Origin of the sequence: Eubacterium xylanophilum ATCC 35991 (assembly GCF_000518685.1) — a bacterium.
Classification (GTDB): Bacteria; Bacillota; Clostridia; order Lachnospirales; family Lachnospiraceae; genus Eubacterium_F; species Eubacterium_F xylanophilum.
In genome coordinates this window covers 94078-111208 of the sequence record NZ_KI912470.1, presented here as the reverse complement: position 1 = coordinate 111208, position 17131 = coordinate 94078, and the positions used below count along the sequence as shown (strand labels likewise).

Genomic DNA, 17131 nt, shown 5'->3' with positions numbered 1-17131 from the left:
GCATACGCATTGAAGTCTCTCTCTGGTTGGTCTCTTCCTGTTTTATTGGAATCGCATATTGCTGGTCTTACTCCCTTTGGTCGTAAGACAATTTATCGGAATCGCATAGCGCTAGTCTTACTCACGTCGTTCGTAAGACAATAAACGCATATTGCTGGTCTTACAAGCTTTGCTTGTAAGACAATTATTATACTTATCTAGTGCTGACATTCCTCCGAAAAATAATTGTCTTACGACCATAGGGAGTAAGACATTAGTAGGATATGCAATTTAGAAGATATCTGACAACTGGAACTCATTTATTTCCTTTGAAAACAGCATAAATTTTGAAAATTCAAAATCCTCAAAATTACTTTTTGATAAGGCTTGTATTAGTGCGCTTATTTTTAGATTTGATGCGAATTAACAGTCAAGTCTTTTCCCCTCTCGTGGCATGCCAAATCCTCTTTTTTCAAATAGGCATGCCCCTCACGCCTCTCAATTAACAAAGAATAATAATAAAATCTCCCTAATTTAGACACAAAAAGGAGCTGAGCACTAACAATTTTTTAATTGTTAGTGCGAGAGCCCCTTTTATTTTCTTACTTTATTATCTAATTATTTACACCATGATGAATCTCTGTTGTAGCTGCTGTCATTGCTTTAAATACATAACCATGCTTTTTACCATACTTAATGACTTTATTAAGTGCATTTATAGTCTTATAATTATTGGCAAAGTCATGCATCAAGACAACATTTTCTCCCGCATGCAATCCCCTTTTTACGCTCTTATAAACCTGCTTAGGATTTTTCGCTCCTCCGGCGTCAGCAGAAGACACATTCCAATCAAAGTACTTATATCCCCACTTCTTTACGGACTTTGTCAATCTAGTCATGATTCCACGATTAAATCTGCTGACCATATTGGAGCTTCCCCCCGGAAACCTTGTGAGAACAGTCCATACTCCAAACTTCTTGAAGAATAGCTTCTGAAGCTTTGTAATATTATTCTTATATCTTGACTCAGATGCATAGATATAATTATAATTGTGAGAATATCCGTGAACAGCAAGTGTATGACCACTCTTAATAATCTTTTTGGTGAGATCATAATCAGCCTTAGCTGGATTAATCTCAAAGAAAGTTGCCTTCACATTATTCTTCTTTAATATCTTGAGAATCTTAGGCGTTGAACTCCTGGTTGGACCATCATCGAATGTCAGATAGACAAGCTTTTTGGGAGCCTTTTTTACCTTTATATGACAAGCATAAGTCTTTCCATTGATTGTACACTTGGCAGTTGCTTTTCCGACTTTCTTGGCAACAATCTCGCTGCCAGAGAGCTTCGCAACTTTCTTATTGCTGGTCTTCCACTTGGCATCTTTGTGCTTGAACTCTGTAAAGCAAAGTGGCAATCTCTCACCTTTGTACATGGTAATTTCACCATATGGAAAACCACTTTTCTTTACCGTGATATCAATAACTTTAGATCCCTCGTCTGTATCTATTGTAATCGCCGTCTTTCCGTGACTCAATCCATGAATCTTACCATCAACAATACTTACAATTTTATTATTGTCACTGGTGACAACAGCATTATCCCCAGCTCCAATATCATACAACTCTCCAAGCTGCAAAGTGATACTTGTCTCTTCAGCATTACAAGCTATCTCCCTTGAAAATATTCCGCCAAGTAAGGCAAATGCCGCCACTGTAAAAGACGTAGCAATAATCCTTTTCATTCTCTTATTCATTTTAGTTCTCACCTCTTTTGGCAAGAAGTCTATTAACTGCACTGAATACAGCTCTCACAGATGCTCTGTTTATATTCGAACTAATTCCAACACCAAATGTTGCATCGTCTTTTTCCTCATCTAACAAGTGAATATAAGCTGCAGCTTGGGCATTAGAACCCTGAGTCAATGCATGCTCATTGTAATCCAATACTTTGATTTGGAATCCGATTACATCCTGCATCGCACGCTGAACGGCATTAATCGGACCATTTCCAAATGCCTCAACTACATTCTCCTGTCCCTTGAATGTGAATGTCAATGTAATCTTTGTATCAAACTCGTCATCATCGACAGAATCATCACTCAAATCCTCAATCTTGATCTTACGGAAGTGATATGGCTCCTTCATATCGATATACTTCTCTTTGAACTTATCCATAATCTGAGTAGGTGTAACTTCACCCTGCTTCTCAGATATCACCTGAATCACATCAGCAAACTCCTTGTGCATGTTCTTCGGCAATTTGAAGCCATAGTAAGTATCCATGACAAATGCAACTCCACCCTTACCGGACTGGCTGTTGATTCGCACGATTGGCTCATACTCTCTTCCAAGATCACTTGGGTCAATCGGAAGATATGGAACCTCCCAATATTCGCCTTTTCTCTCCTTCATAGCCTGAACACCTTTATTAATAGCATCCTGGTGTGAACCGGAGAAAGCAGTAAATACAAGCTTTCCTGCATATGGATGTCTCATATCCATATCCATCTTATTGCATCTCTCGTAAACATCTATAATCTCATTTACATTTTCAATATCAAGTTCCGGATTAATTCCCTGTGAGAACATATTATATGCAATATTCAATACATCTACATTTCCTGTTCTCTCACCATTTCCAAAAAGTGTTCCCTCTACACGATCTGCACCTGCAAGCAATGCAAGCTCAGCTGAGGCAACAGCAGTACCTCTGTCATTATGAGGATGGATACTGAGGATTACTCTCTCTCTGTCCTTAAAATGCTTAGCCATCCACTCAATCTGGTCTGCATAAACATTTGGAGTATTCATCTCAACCGTTGATGGAAGGTTAATGATTACCTTCTTATCTTTTGAAGCTCCCCACTCATCCAACACAGCCTCACATACTTCTAACGCATAAGGAAGCTCTGTTCCCGTAAAACTCTCAGGAGAATACTCAAGGATAATCTCGCCGTCATGATTTTCCATGTATTTTTTTACCATCTTGGTTCCATCTATGGCTATCTGCTTAATTTCATCCATAGAAGCATTAAATACAACATCTCTCTGAAGTGTTGATGTTGAATTATAGATATGCACAATAGCTTTTTTAACGCCTTTAATAGCCTCAAAAGTCTTCTCAATCAAATGCTCTCTACACTGAGTTAACACCTGAACATACATATCATCAGGAATCAAATCCTCATCAACAAGCTTTCTCAAAAAGTCATATTCTATCTGGGAAGCACTTGGAAAGCCAATCTCTACTTCCTTAAAACCAAGCTTAACCAACAACTTGAAGAATTCAACCTTTTCCTCAACAATCATGGGCTCAATCAAAGCTTGATTTCCATCTCTAAGATCCACACTACACCAGATAGGCGCCTTCTGAATTTCTTTGTTAGGCCACTCACGCTCTGGGTAATCAACAACTGGTACTCTCTTATACCTCTTATAATTCAACATATTTGTTCACCTCTCTAAATTCTCTTTCTTATTCCTTGGTTATACTAATCTACACTCTGTATCTCTGTCTCCTCTAGTGTTATCTTAACACTAATAGGACGTCTTAACTTAACACCATTTGGAAGTGTCAGATTCACATTTGCCTTATGACTTCCAACTGACATTCCCTTTAGGTCTATAGTAGCCTTTAGTGATGAAAGAGTCAAGTCCTTAATCTTACTCTCTTCGCCAACAACAACGACATTGTGACTCTCGTCCTCATCGTCATAGGAAATAGCCAGATTGTTCGGAAGATTTTTCACTGTGATATCAGATGTAGAAACCTTGAATTTTCTTATTCCCTTCTTGACGATATTGCATTTTATTGAAACAGTAGTAAAATCGTCCGCAAGGGTTGCACTACTCGGTAGCAGTGATTCCAAATCCACTTCTTTTTCTACACTTCTTCTGGCACCATCAACATCAACAGGTATTGTGATTTCATTAATACCTGACAAAGCATTCTTATCTCCTGAAACCTGAATACTCTCCGGCTTAAAATCTGTCTTAGTCAGACTGTATCCCGAGGCTACTGTTCCCCTGGTTAGAACCTTAACAGGAATTGTCTTGGTTGGCAAAACATTAACCTTTACATCCACCGAATCCTTATCCAGAGAAACTCCCTCTCCATCGAGGACTTCTCCGTCAGCATCATATAGGATTGCCGTCGGTTCTTTCTCGAAGTCTTTGTTCTGGCCATCTAGCTGAACAACTGCTCCAACTGCATCAATCTTCTTGATTTGTGATTTTGCACCACTGACTTCAATCATGGAAGGATTAACAGTTATAGGACCTAGTATATAATTCTCAGCCAACTCGCCCTCAGTAATAACCTTTACCTTAAACTGTTGTGTCACTTTCTTCTCTAGCTTAATGCTGAGAACTTCATTATTCCAATCAATTTCCAGATTCTTATTCCTTTCATCCTTTACCTTAACTTCAATTCCCGCAGTATTTACTGTTGAAAGTTTGGACAAATCGGCGATGGCCTCAAAGTCTCCCGAATTGAGGGACTCGACAATATTTCTCTTGCCCTTGACAACTACGTCAACCTTATCGCCTGACTTTACAGTATAAACTTGATTTGCAGAAGATATAACGCTTTCGTTGACAATCTGTACCGGAATATCTTCAAACTTCTTAGTAATCGTCGGATTGGTGAAGTTGATGATAAATAGCCAAATCAAGAAACCTAGTACTAGTGCAATCAACTTAATTCCGAGATTCTTGGTCAATAGATTTTTCATCATACTCCCCCCTTCCCGTAATCGCCTTTAGCTTTACTTCTATGTGGGGAAACCTTTCGAAGAATCTTGCGCAATTCATCTTCCTCGATCCATCTTCTTAGTTTTCCCTCTTGTGCAACTGACACACCACCTGTCTCTTCTGAAACAATGATTGTGATTGAGTCAGATACCTCGCTGACACCTAAACCTGCCCTATGCCTTGTTCCAAGATCTTTGCTTATTTTCATTGAGTTTGATAATGGCAAATAACATGTAGCAGCAACGATCCTATCATTTCTAAGAATTACCGCTCCATCATGTAGCGGAGTTTTGTCCTCAAAAATATTTATTAAGAGCTGACTGCTTATAGTCGCATCCAAAGGAATACCGGTTAATTCGACTTCACGACATTGAATGTCCTTCTCAACAACGATAATAGCACCAGTTTTTTCCTTTGCCATAGCATATACAGCTTTGATTATACTGTCGATACTCTTCTGAGAATATTTCTCATTTCTATACTTGTCACCTTCAAACGGAGTTGTCAGCGATGCAAAAGACTTACGTCCCAATTTTTCCAAAGCATTTCTAAACTCTGGCTGAAATATAATGACTATGGCTGTAATTCCTATAACCATAGCATTTTGGAAAATCCATAGCAGCGCATTCATGTTTAGGACTAGGGCAATAAGCCATACTAAAACAAGGATAACAATACCCTTGAGCAGTACCCACGCCCTGGTATCTTTTATCCATATGATAATCTGATATACCGCAAATGCGATAACCAAAATCTCGATAATATCGACAATATTTATATCTGGCATGGACAGCCATGCAACATAGTCACGAAAAAATGATTTGATTGCTTCCATGCTTTCCACCTCACTTAGTTTTATTTCTTCTTAAGATTCTCTGCTTCCAAATCCTCTTCTAATGTTTTTTCTATCTTATCCTGCAGATCTATCGCCTCCGGCTCCAAATCCTTAATATTTTTTATAGTCTTATCCTTGGCCTCAACTTTGATTTTTGGAATGGCCTTCACATAGTAATAATACTCATCGTCATGGAATTGTAGCATCCTAACACCCGAGTAATTTAGGTTCATCCTAAAGAACTGAACTATGATGGACAATATAGCCGCAACCAACATAGCTATCAGAAGTTTAACTATATCAGTTTTAGTTCCAAGCATAGTATCACCAACAATCATTCCCACAGCAGAGACAATCAGACCAACTGCAATTGCCACATATGAAGCATAATTATAACTTCTCTTGCGAAGGATAAATACCAATACAATAACTACTGAAAACAATCCCATATAAAGGAGCATTTCTCTGTTTCTTGCGATATAATCCACAATAAATCTCAATCCTTCAATCTGACTTGGAGCTTCAACTTTTCCCATAGTCAAAAGATGATATTCCTTGATTCCGCTGATGACATAATGGAGTAAAACTCCTATTATACATGCCGGAACATAAGCAACTGTTCCAAGCAATGCAATTATAATCGGAAATGCATAGGGTTGATCAATAGTCCAAAATAGCAACAAGCATACTATAAACAGACTCTGTCCCTCATCAAATCTGCCAAATAGCAAAATATATATAATCACTACAGAGAGAAATACCACTGCCATTATTATTGAAATATACATAACCTGAGCTACAACCACAGCCGAAGCCAAAAATATTCCGACTGAATCAGGTGTCAGTGCAATCAGAAATCCAAGTACAAGCGACAATAGCATAATATTATCGCATACCATGGGATTATATGGCATCGTATTTCCAACAACCAGAGTAATACTAATCCCGATAATAAACTTGACAATTATTCTAATCCAACGAGAATATCTCGCATAGATATTTTTTAGCTTGGACTCTAGAACGAGTAAAGTCATCATGGGAACATATCCTCCTTTTTGTTGCTGTTATTCTCTTCTTCCTCATAGTACTCCATCAAGTTGTTCATATTTGCATAATACTCCTTGACGCGCCTTTTGGATTGCTCGTATTGTATTGATGAAATAGCTATCGTCAAACATACGAAAAAAATTGAGGTTCCAATGTAAATAACGAGAATATATTTTCCAATATTTACAAAGTCAAGTTCCAACGCATTAGTTATTAAATATTCCGCATTATACAATGCAACTAATAAAAGCACCAAAAACACTGCTCCCGTAACCGAGAGAAGTGTTTTGATAATTTGCCACCTTATGTAGTCAGTTTTATAATAATTCGTTCTTTTTAAATCAATCTGACCAGCTCCCTGTTCAAACTCAGCGAGCCTGGTCATAAGAATGATTTTTTCTTCACTTAACATGCAATCTCCTTGTTATTTGAAGTATTCAACTCCACTTTCAAATATAAGTTGATTCTGATTACCGAATATATTTATAGCGACTCCATCACCACGTCTCTCAGAGTGAGCCATCTTACCGAGAACACGTCCATCTGGACTTGTGATTCCCTCGATAGCTCCATAAGATCCGTTAGGATTATAATCTTCATCCATTGTAGGATTTCCATCAACATCCACGTACTGAGTTGCTACCTGTCCATTGGCAAAGAGCTTGTCAATCCACTCTTTGTCTGCTACAAATCTTCCCTCACCATGAGATGCAGGAATAGAATATACACCGCCAAGTGTTGCCTTTTGTAGCCATGGAGACTTGTTTGTCACTACCTTAGTATAAACAGACTTGCTGATATGTCTGCCAATACTGTTAGTAGTAAGGGTTGGTGAATTATCTTCTTGAGTTTTAATCTCACCATATGGTACAAGTCCCAACTTTATAAGTGCCTGGAATCCATTACAGATACCAAGTACAAGTCCATCTCTCTCCTGAAGCAATTGGTGAACTGCATCTTTGATCTTCTCATTTCTGAAGATTGATGTGATGAACTTAGCTGAACCATCTGGCTCATCACCTGCACTAAATCCGCCTGAGAACATGAGAATCTGAGAATCCTTAATAGCTTTCTCAAAAGCATCTACGCTGTCGGCGATATTCTGCTCTGTCATGTTCTTAAATACAATACTCTCTGTGTCGGCACCTGCTGCTTCAAATGCTTTAATAGTGTCATACTCGCAGTTTGTACCAGGGAATACAGGAACAAATACCTTAGGTTTTGCAACTTTATTCTTACATACATATATATCTTTTGTATCATAGAGTCCTGTCTCAATCTTGGTTTGCTCAACTCCTGATCGAGTTGGGAATACTTTCTCAAGTGTTCCGGTCCAAGCCTTCAAGGCCTCTTCCATAGATACTTCTTCATCTCTACACTCAAACTTAGCCTCATCGAGTGTCTTACCAATTCTATCATATTCAACACCGATTTCATCAAGCTTAGCTAAGTCTTCTTCTTCTATCTCTGCAATGATTTCGCCATACGCAGGCTTGAAGAAATATTCCAAATCTTTGTGCTTGCAGAACTTGGCACCAATCTTATTACCAAATGCCATCTTAGCAACTGCATCTGCCACACCATTTCCATCGAGGGCATATGCAGACTTGATAACACCATCAAGAATAAGCTTATGAATCTTGTCATACTGCTCCATAATCTTGTCAAATTCCGGTAAATCATACTGATCCTTAGCTATTGTGAACTTAACAATTCTATGACCGGCAGCCTTGAACTCATTGGTAATAACATCTGAAAGCTTAGCCACATCTACAGCGAATGAACACAATGTTGGTGGAACATCAATATCATTAAATGTTCCGGACATACTGTCCTTTCCACCAATTGATGGAAGCCCTAACTTAACCTGAGCATCATATGCACCAAGCAATGCAGCCATCGGCTCTCCCCAACGCTCCGGATCACTTGTCATTCTCTTGAAGTACTCCTGGAAAGTAAATCTAATCTTCTTAAAATCACCACCGGCTGCAACAATCTTTGCAACTGATGAAAGAATAGCATACTGTGAACCGTGGTATGGGCTCCAGCTCATTAGATATGGATCCATGCCGTAACTCATCATAGTTACAACATCTGTCTTTCCCTTGATTACAGGAAGCTTAGCAATCATGGTCTGAATTGGTGTCAACTGATATTTACCACCATATGGCATATCAACTGTTCCTGCTCCGATAGAGCTATCAAACATCTCTACCAAACCTTTTTTCGAACAAGCATTGAGTTCTGCAATCTTACTGAGGAAAGCACTCTTAAATCCATCAACTTTAATATCTCTATTAATATAATTATCAGCTTTAGATGGAGTCTTTACAACAACATCTGTTTCCTGATGAGCTCCGTTGGTATCAAGAAATGCCCTTGAAATATTAACTATCTCCTTGCCTCTCCACTTGAGGATCAAGCGAGGATCTTCTGTTACAACTGCAACCGGAACGGCCTCGAGATTCTCCTCTTCAGCAAATCCAAGCATCTTATCTACATCACTTGGATCAACGACGATAGCCATTCTCTCCTGTGACTCAGAAATAGCCAACTCTGTTCCGTCAAGACCAGCATACTTCTTAGGTACCTTATCTAGGTCAACAGTCAAACCATCAGCCAATTCACCGATAGCAACTGAAACTCCACCAGCACCAAAGTCATTACATTTCTTTATAATCTTACTAACCTCTTCTCTTCTGAAGAGTCTCTGAATCTTTCTCTCTGTAGGAGCATTTCCCTTCTGAACCTCTGCACCACATGTGTCAATAGACTCTGTGTTGTGTGCTTTAGAAGAACCTGTTGCTCCACCACATCCATCACGACCTGTTCTTCCGCCGAGAAGGATGATAACATCATCTGGATCTGAATTCTCTCTAATTACATTTCTTCTTGGTGCAGCTCCCATAACAGCACCAATCTCCATTCTCTTGGCAACGTAATTTGGATGATAAATCTCATCAACCAATCCTGTAGCAAGACCAATCTGGTTACCATATGAACTATAACCACTTGCAGCACCTGTTACGATCTTTCTCTGCGCAAGCTTACCTGTGAGAGTCTCAGACAGTGGCTTTGTTGGATCTGCAGCGCCGGTAACACGCATGGCCTGATATACGTATCCACGACCTGACAATGGGTCTCTGATAGCTCCACCTAAACATGTGGCAGCTCCACCAAATGGCTCAATCTCTGTAGGATGATTGTGTGTCTCATTCTTAAAGAACACAAGCCACTCTTCTGTTACAGGGCCTTTGCCATCTTCATAATCGATTTCTACAGGAACTACGATTGAACAAGCATTGATTTCATCAGATACTTCCATATCCTCCAACTTGCCCTCTTTACGAAGCTTTTTCATTGCGAGAAGTGCAATGTCCATAAGTGATACGAACTTGCCATCCTTACCTTTATATAATTCCTCATGCTGAGCTTTATACTCATCAAAAGTCTTCTTAATAGGCTCAACGTAATCGCCGCCCTCAATATTAACATTCTTTAATTCTGTCAAAAATGTTGTATGGCGACAATGGTCTGACCAATATGTATCGAGAACGCGAATCTCTGTCATACTTGGATCGCGGTCCTCTTCTCCCTTAAAATATTTCTGAATATGTAGGAAATCCTTGAATGTCATTGCAAGTCCAAGAGAATCATATAGCTCCTTCAGCTTACTCTCTTCCATATCCTTGAATCCGTCAAATATGATTACATCTTCCGGCTCATCAAACTGAGTAACCAAAGTCTCAGGTACCGTCTCATCAGTCTCTCTTGAATCGACTGGGTTGATACAATACTCCTTAATCTTTGAAAACTCTTCATCTGTAATATGTCCATGCAACACATAGGTTGTTGCTGAGTGAATGATAGGCTCTTCTTTCTCATTGAGAAGCTTCACACACTGCTCTGCAGAATCTGCTCTCTGATCAAACTGACCGGGAAGATACTCCACGGAAAATATCAAATCATCTGCATCTTTGTCAAAATCATTCTCATAAAGAAAATCCACCGGTGGTTCTGAAAAAACTGTAGAAAGTGATTTCTTATATGTTTCATCAGTAACGCGCTCAATGTCATATCTAATGAGTACTCTTACCTTGTCAATACCTGTAATTCCAAGATATTCCTTAATCTCATTATGTAAATCCTTTGCAGCAACTGCATAGGAATCCTTTTTCTCTACATAAATTCTCTTAACATTAGCCATGCTCGCTTCTCCTTTTCTTAAACTTGCAAGCGCTCACTATTGTACAGCGCCATCACTTGTCATATAACCGATATTTACACGCTTCTTCCAATATGCCTGAACTTCAATCTGATACTTAGGCAATATCTCTTTGAGCTTTGCTTTAACTTTATTATCTTTCTCTTCATTTACCACTGACTCGCACTCCTGATCATATGCCTCTGTGCTATTATCATTGTCCATGCGAACCAAGTAATATCCATCACTTCCCTCGATAACATCTGAGATCTCGCCCTTCTTCATCTTGATAAGCTGTTTTCTCGTCTTCTTGTCAAGGAATGAAGATTCATTGATATCTTTTGCAATAATCTTTTCTGTCTTCATTGCATTAATTCCGCTCTCCTCTGCAGACACACTGTCACCGCTGATAGCACTTGCACTTACTGCACCAGCGCCTGTTGTTGCCAATACAAGCTTAGAGAAGTCCTTTGTCTTTTCAGCCTTCTTCTTGAGCTCCTGCATTGCCTTAAAGTTCTTAGCCTTAGTTGCCTTATCTACATCCTTATCATCTTTTGTATTGCTAATCATATAATACTGAAGATCATACTGACGGAATTCCTTCTTGTCAACTGTGGCCTTTACCTCATCCTCCTTGAAACCGCTCTCGGAAAGGATGATGTTACGATACTTATCAGCAAGAGCACTTCTCTCCAAAACTTTCTCAATTGTCTTAGTATCAAGCCCATCAAGCTTTTTCTGGCTGTCTGTCAAACCATCTACGAATTTCTTGGCCTGATCCTGAAGAGGTTTCTTCTCTGCATCAGTAAGGCTATATCCAAGCGCCTTAGCTTCCATTGAGAGAACAGTCTCCTGCTTAATTGTATCCATAATCTGCTTCTTTGCTGCACTAGAGCCATCACGACCCTTACCATCGGCATCTTCCATTTCCCAATAAGTTGAGCCATAAAGCTGCTGATAAATGCTGCTATATGCATTATACTGGTTCTCAACGCTAGCTATGTTGTACATAGCATCTTTGAGATATACAGTTTCACTTGCCTTGTTTGTTCCATCTGTTCTTGTCACTTCGAGGATTGCACGAGGTCTCAACTGCATGTAACAAATACCTACACCTAAAACTAGAATCACGAGTATTCCGATAATCCCCAGAACCTTATACTTGTTAAGTTCTCCTAATCCTCCGATTTCTACAACATCATTAGTGTCTTTTCCCACACCATCATTTTTTGCCAATTTCTTTGAACTGTTCATGACTTCCTCCATAAATCATAGTCTATATTTCCTTTTAGATAAAAGGATGCAGGAAAAGGGACTTGAACCCTCATGGTATTGCTACCACACGGACCTGAACCGTGCGCGTCTGCCAATTCCGCCATTCCTGCATACCTATTAAAAATACCATAAAGCAAGAAAAATGTCAATATAACTGACCATTCTTTTTAAAAAAAGTACATATTTTATGCATATCATTTTCTTGTTGCCAAACATACTATAGTTGTAGTATAATATTATGTGTAATTTAACACTAGTATATATGTGATTTAACGTATGAAAAGGAGCTATCATGGGAATTCCAATTGGCTGGTTACTATTCGCCATCATCGATGGAGCACTCGCATATACAGTTGTATATTGCCTGCTAAAAGCCTGGTTCAAAGGCAAGAACATAGGAAGGATTCTAGGAATCGTTCTTGGAACAATCATATTTGGCATCTATATTGCTATTTTTGTATATTTCCAAAATCCAAGAGTTCAAATCAGCGATACTATAAAAAATGGCATATATGCCGCGCCAATTGTCATGTCAATCCTCCTATTTATCTTGGCATATTTATCTATGCCACCGAAAATAAAGGAAGACGACTCCGAAGAAACTGACTCTATTGATTCACAGGAATCAGAGGATGAAATAGATAATACTTCTGCAAGGTAATACAAAAATATATTTTTATCATATACTCCTTTAATCCCTGTAATCACGATGTTTCATACATAGTTTGAATTGCGAATATTATATGAGAACTTATTAATATACAACCACAAGGAGGTACAAAAATGCTAGAAAACGAAATCAAGATACCATCTAAACACAATTCAAAGATTATCCTTAAGGTTATGCCCGGACACTTTGCAACAACACACTCACATATCAATTATTATATGGATATGACGAGATTAAAATCCGGTCAGCGAGAATCTTACGAAGTTGCAAAGACAATGGCCAAGGATTATCAGTACAACAAGCCAATCGATACAGTAATATGTATGGACGGCTGCTATGTTATCGGTGCTTTCCTCGCAGAAAAGCTAACCGAAGCTGGCGTAATGTCCATGAATATGCATCAGAGTATCTATGTTATCGAACCCGAGTTCAACTCTAGCGGACAGATGATGTTTAGAGATAATATTCAGCCGATGGTAAGGAACAAAAATATTCTGTTACTCCTCGCTTCTGCAACAACAGGTAAGACTATTTCTCAGAGCTTGCAGTGCATCGAGTACTACGGCGGTATTATCCAGGGTATTTCAGCGATTTTCTCCGCTGCTGATGAGATTGACGGACATAAAATCAATCACATATTTAGCACAGCGGATTTTGATGACTATAAGTCATTCAGCCAGACAGAATGCCCTCTCTGCCATGCAGGCAAAAAGCTAGATGCTATAGTGAACAGTTTTGGATATTCGCTTTTATAAAAACGATTCCAATAATTGTCTTACGACCGCAGGGAGTAAGACCAGCAATATGCGATTCCCCAAAAAAGCTTTCCACAAAATGCGGAAAGCTTTTTTTATGTATACTGCTTGTAATACAATTTTTCTAATTAGATATTAGTCTTTATAATATCATCTGCAAGCTTCTCAAGCGCTGCCCTGGAGTCATCCTTCAATGTTGACTTAATTGTAACTACATCATCAATAATTGTTAAATTTTTCATTCCATCAAAAATTGACTTCATGGTTCTTGCAGCAGAAGGCGCCCATGAACCATTTTCAACAATTCCCACAACTCTATTCTGATACGCTTTGCTCTTCAAATGATGTAAAAATTCTTCCATAGGTGGAAATAGTCCAGCATCATATGATGAAGCCGCCACAATCATCTTGTCATATCTAAACGCATCCTCAATCACTTCAGCTACATCATCTCGACACACATCGCTGAGAACTACTTTTGGTGCACCTTTTTCCTCTAACATCTTAGCAAGTTCCTCTGCGGCCTTAGCCGTATTTCCATGTATTGAAGCATATGCAACCAATATACCTTTATCCTCTGGCTTATAACTACTCCATGTGTCATAAAGATTGATATAATATCCAAGATTCTCATCGAGTACAGGTCCATGCAAAGGACAAATCTTCTGTATGTCAAGTGTTGCAGCTTTCTTTAATACCGCTTGCACCTGCATTCCATATTTTCCAACAATATTGAAGTAGTATCTTCTCGCCTCGCAAGCCCAGTCATCCTCATGAGCAGTGAGAGAAAGAGCACCAAATTTTCCAAATCCATCAGCAGCAAACAGAACCTTCTCCGTCTGCTCATAGGTCATCATAACCTCTGGCCAGTGAACCATAGGTGCCATGATAAATTGAAGCTTATGCGCACCGAGATCGAGAACATCACCCTCAGCAACAACCACTTTTCTATCCTCAAAATCAAACTCAAAGAATTGACTCATAAATACAAAAGTCTTGGCATTTCCAACAATCTTCATATCTGGATACATCTTTGCCAATACTTCAATATTTGCAGCATGATCCGGCTCCATATGAGATACCACGAGATACTCCGGTGTCTTGTCCCCGAGAACCTTCTTCACATTTTCTATCCACTCATCTGTAGCTCTGGCATCAACCGTATCCATGATTGTAATTTTGTCATCGAGAATAACATAAGAGTTATATGATATTCCCTCCGGCACAACATACTGGCTTTCAAACAAATCGATAGTTGTATCATCTACCCCAACATACTTAATTGCATCACTTATTTTTACGTCCATTGTTTCCTCCTATTCATTTGGTCATAAATTTTTAATAGGCGCCTTCAAGAAGACGCCTATCACTATATCATCGTAATATAAATTACAATTCAATCATTTTCTCATCCCAGAACTTCTTATCTTCCTCATCGATGTCGCGCTGAACAGTACATGGATTGCCATATGCTACAACGCCATCCGGGATATCCTTTGTTACAACAGAACCAGCACCGATAACAACATTGTTTCCGATTGTAACACCAGGCATGATAGTTACATTACCTCCTACCCATACGTCGTCACCAATTGTAACTCCATCTGAGCAAGCGTATCCTTTGTTTCTTACATTGGCATCAATTGGCAATTTACTTGCATAAACTTGAACACCCGGACCAAATGTAACATTGTTTCCAATCTTAATCTCCGCTGTGTCAAGAATCACACAATTAAATCCTGCGCAGAAATTGTCACCAATTGTGATATTATTACCATAATCACATCTAAATGGTGCATCAATCTTAGCTTCGCTTCCAATTGACTTAAACAATTTTCTTAAAGCGTCTCTCTGTGAATCCAGATTCTCACTATCTATACGATCATACATCTGCATCAATCTACGTGCATTACCACGTGCAGCTATAAGTGAAGGATCTGTATCCTTGTACAGCTTCTTAGACAACATTCTCTCCTGCTGTCCAGAAACACCGCTTGAGTGACTACCGAACATGCCGTCCTCTTCGCCGCTGTCTTTTTCGTCAACACCTGCAGTCAATGTACCAAAGTTTTCCTCTTCCTCATCATCAAGTCCACCTGACAAGCTTCCAAGAGTACTTCCGAATACATCTTCTGTTGGTCCCACTGCCTCTTCTGAAGAAATTCCATCCACAGTGGTAATCTCGCCCTTGAGAATAATATCCTCTTTCTGCTCTTCCTTAGCAACTTCCTCCTCAGCTTTCTTGAGAATAGCATCAACTTTCTTTCTCACTTCTTCTTCAGTACTATCATCTGCGTGGAAATCTGCTAATTCCTCACCACTTGCAACTGTTGGGAAATCATCAAAATCATCGTCAAATCTAATGTTACCCGCAATAAGTGTATCATCATCATCTGAGAAATCCTCAGCCTTATCGATAACAAAATCACTTTCTTTGCTCTTGAATAATTCTTCATCTTCGAGGTTTAACTTAAACTCTGGAGTGTCATCCTCATTAGCAGCTTCTTCCTCTTCAGCCTTACGTCTAGCCTCTTCTTCCTCGGCCTTACGTCTGGCTTCTTCTTCCTCCTCAGCCTTGCGTCTAGCCTCTTCTTCTTCGGCCTTACGTCTAGCTTCTTCTTCCTCAGCCTTACGTCTAGCCTCTTCTTCCTCAGCTTTACGTCTGGCTTCTTCTTCCTCAGCCTTGCGTCTGGCTTCTTCTTCCTCAGCCTTACGTCTAGCTTCTTCTTCCTCAGCCTTACGTCTGGCTTCTTCCTCAGCCTTACGTCTAGCTTCTTCTTCCTCAGCCTTACGTCTGGCTTCTTCTTCAGCTTTACGTCTGGCTTCTTCTTCCTCAGCTTTGCGTCTAGCCTCTTCTTCCTCGGCCTTGAGCTCTGCTTCAAAAGCTTTCATAACCACGTCATTAACAGCTTTTCCGACACTTTGATGGGCCTCTGACGTAAAGTGTAAGCAATCACTGCTACTGAATTCAGCAACAAGCGAAACATCCAAGTAATCCGCTCCCACTTCCTTTGCAACTTTCTGAATCTGTGGTCCCATATCGAAAGAGTAATCAACCTGTTCTCTACCAAACTCCAAATGGTATTTTGAATACTCAATCTGATCGCCCAAAAGTGCAGGACTCATAAGCAAAATTTTAGCATCACTATTCTCTTTGACGACATCACACATTTCTTTGAGTTTTTCTGCAACAATAGAAGGAGTAGCGTTGAAATGCATCTTGAGGTCGTTTGTTCCAAGCATGATAATAATCATATCAAGTGGTTCATTGGCCTTAATGCTCTCAACAATATCATTCATACCATTGCAATTCTCTTCTGCATATGGATCATCAAAGGCAATCGTTCTGCCATTTTTAGCATCTACGACTACTTCAAATCTTTCACCCAATAACGCACCTAATACTCCAGGCCAACGCACGTCGTCGTCATATCTTCCACCGTCCGGTGAGTAACCATCTGTATTAGAATCTCCAAAACATAAAATTCGCTTCATTTAATCCTTACCTTCCTTGTCGTTAGTTTTTGCTGTTCGGTTTACTCAAACTAATTCTGTAGAATATTATACCATATTCTGTGCTATACTTCTAGTAAAATTACATATTTTTTATA

The 17131-nt window shown here is 39.3% G+C and carries 11 protein-coding genes, 1 tRNA gene and 2 pseudogenes; 2 read left to right on the top strand and 12 right to left on the bottom strand.

Going from position 1 to position 17131, the window contains the following annotated elements:
* Window positions 1-593: 593 nt before the first annotated feature.
* The 9 genes from L877_RS13555 to L877_RS0107730 form a co-directional block, all read right to left on the bottom strand.
* Complete coding sequence (locus tag L877_RS13555) at window positions 594-1736, bottom strand: polysaccharide deacetylase family protein (protein WP_051437753.1); 1143 nt, start codon at window positions 1734-1736, stop codon at window positions 594-596.
* 1 nt (window position 1737) lies between these two features.
* Window positions 1738-3429, bottom strand: a complete 1692-nt coding sequence (gene leuA, locus L877_RS0107765; protein WP_026835570.1) for a 2-isopropylmalate synthase — start codon at window positions 3427-3429, stop codon at window positions 1738-1740.
* Window positions 3430-3473: 44 nt separating this feature from the next.
* The gene (locus L877_RS14130) at window positions 3474-4718 is read right to left on the bottom strand and encodes a CdaR family protein (protein WP_156923014.1); all 1245 of its coding nucleotides are present in this window, start codon (window positions 4716-4718) and stop codon (window positions 3474-3476) included.
* A complete protein-coding gene (gene cdaA / locus L877_RS12690; protein ID WP_051437752.1) occupies window positions 4715-5569 on the bottom strand; it encodes a diadenylate cyclase CdaA in 855 nt (284 codons plus the stop codon). Before cdaA ends, L877_RS14130 begins: the two co-directional genes overlap by 4 nt.
* A gap of 20 nt (window positions 5570-5589) precedes the next feature.
* Window positions 5590-6606, bottom strand: a complete 1017-nt coding sequence (locus L877_RS0107750) for a hypothetical protein (protein WP_026835568.1) — start codon at window positions 6604-6606, stop codon at window positions 5590-5592.
* Window positions 6603-7028: a hypothetical protein gene (locus L877_RS0107745; protein ID WP_026835567.1), complete on the bottom strand. Its 426-nt coding sequence runs from the start codon at window positions 7026-7028 to the stop codon at window positions 6603-6605. Before L877_RS0107745 ends, L877_RS0107750 begins: the two co-directional genes overlap by 4 nt.
* Window positions 7029-7040: 12 nt before the next feature.
* Window positions 7041-10823 (bottom strand): phosphoribosylformylglycinamidine synthase, encoded by a 3783-nt coding sequence (locus tag L877_RS0107740; RefSeq protein ID WP_026835566.1) that lies wholly within the window; start codon window positions 10821-10823, stop codon window positions 7041-7043.
* A gap of 36 nt (window positions 10824-10859) precedes the next feature.
* Entirely contained in the window at window positions 10860-12074 is a 1215-nt protein-coding gene (locus tag L877_RS0107735; protein WP_026835565.1) for a peptidylprolyl isomerase, read from the bottom strand.
* 47 nt (window positions 12075-12121) lie between these two features.
* A tRNA-Leu gene (locus tag L877_RS0107730) sits at window positions 12122-12205 on the bottom strand.
* A 182-nt stretch (window positions 12206-12387) separates the two neighbouring features.
* On the opposite strand from L877_RS0107730, the gene L877_RS0107725 reads away from it, so the two are divergent.
* Entirely contained in the window at window positions 12388-12756 is a 369-nt protein-coding gene (locus L877_RS0107725) for a hypothetical protein (protein ID WP_026835564.1), read from the top strand.
* A 122-nt stretch (window positions 12757-12878) separates the two neighbouring features.
* Entirely contained in the window at window positions 12879-13520 is a 642-nt protein-coding gene (locus tag L877_RS0107720; RefSeq protein ID WP_026835563.1) for a hypothetical protein, read from the top strand.
* Window positions 13521-13648: 128 nt separating this feature from the next.
* Here L877_RS0107720 and L877_RS0107715 read toward each other — a convergent pair whose 3' ends face one another.
* The 3 genes and pseudogenes from L877_RS0107715 to L877_RS14580 all read right to left on the bottom strand — a co-directional run.
* Window positions 13649-14827 carry an FprA family A-type flavoprotein gene (locus L877_RS0107715; RefSeq protein WP_026835562.1) on the bottom strand — a complete coding sequence of 393 codons (1179 nt, stop codon included), beginning with the start codon at window positions 14825-14827 and terminating at the stop codon, window positions 13649-13651.
* 82 nt (window positions 14828-14909) lie between these two features.
* Window positions 14910-15113 (bottom strand): annotated as a pseudogene (locus tag L877_RS14585) (DapH/DapD/GlmU-related protein); the annotation flags it as partial.
* A gap of 234 nt (window positions 15114-15347) precedes the next feature.
* A pseudogene (locus L877_RS14580) lies at window positions 15348-17015 on the bottom strand (GDSL-type esterase/lipase family protein); the annotation flags it as partial.
* Between the last annotated feature and the right edge of the window lie 116 nt (window positions 17016-17131).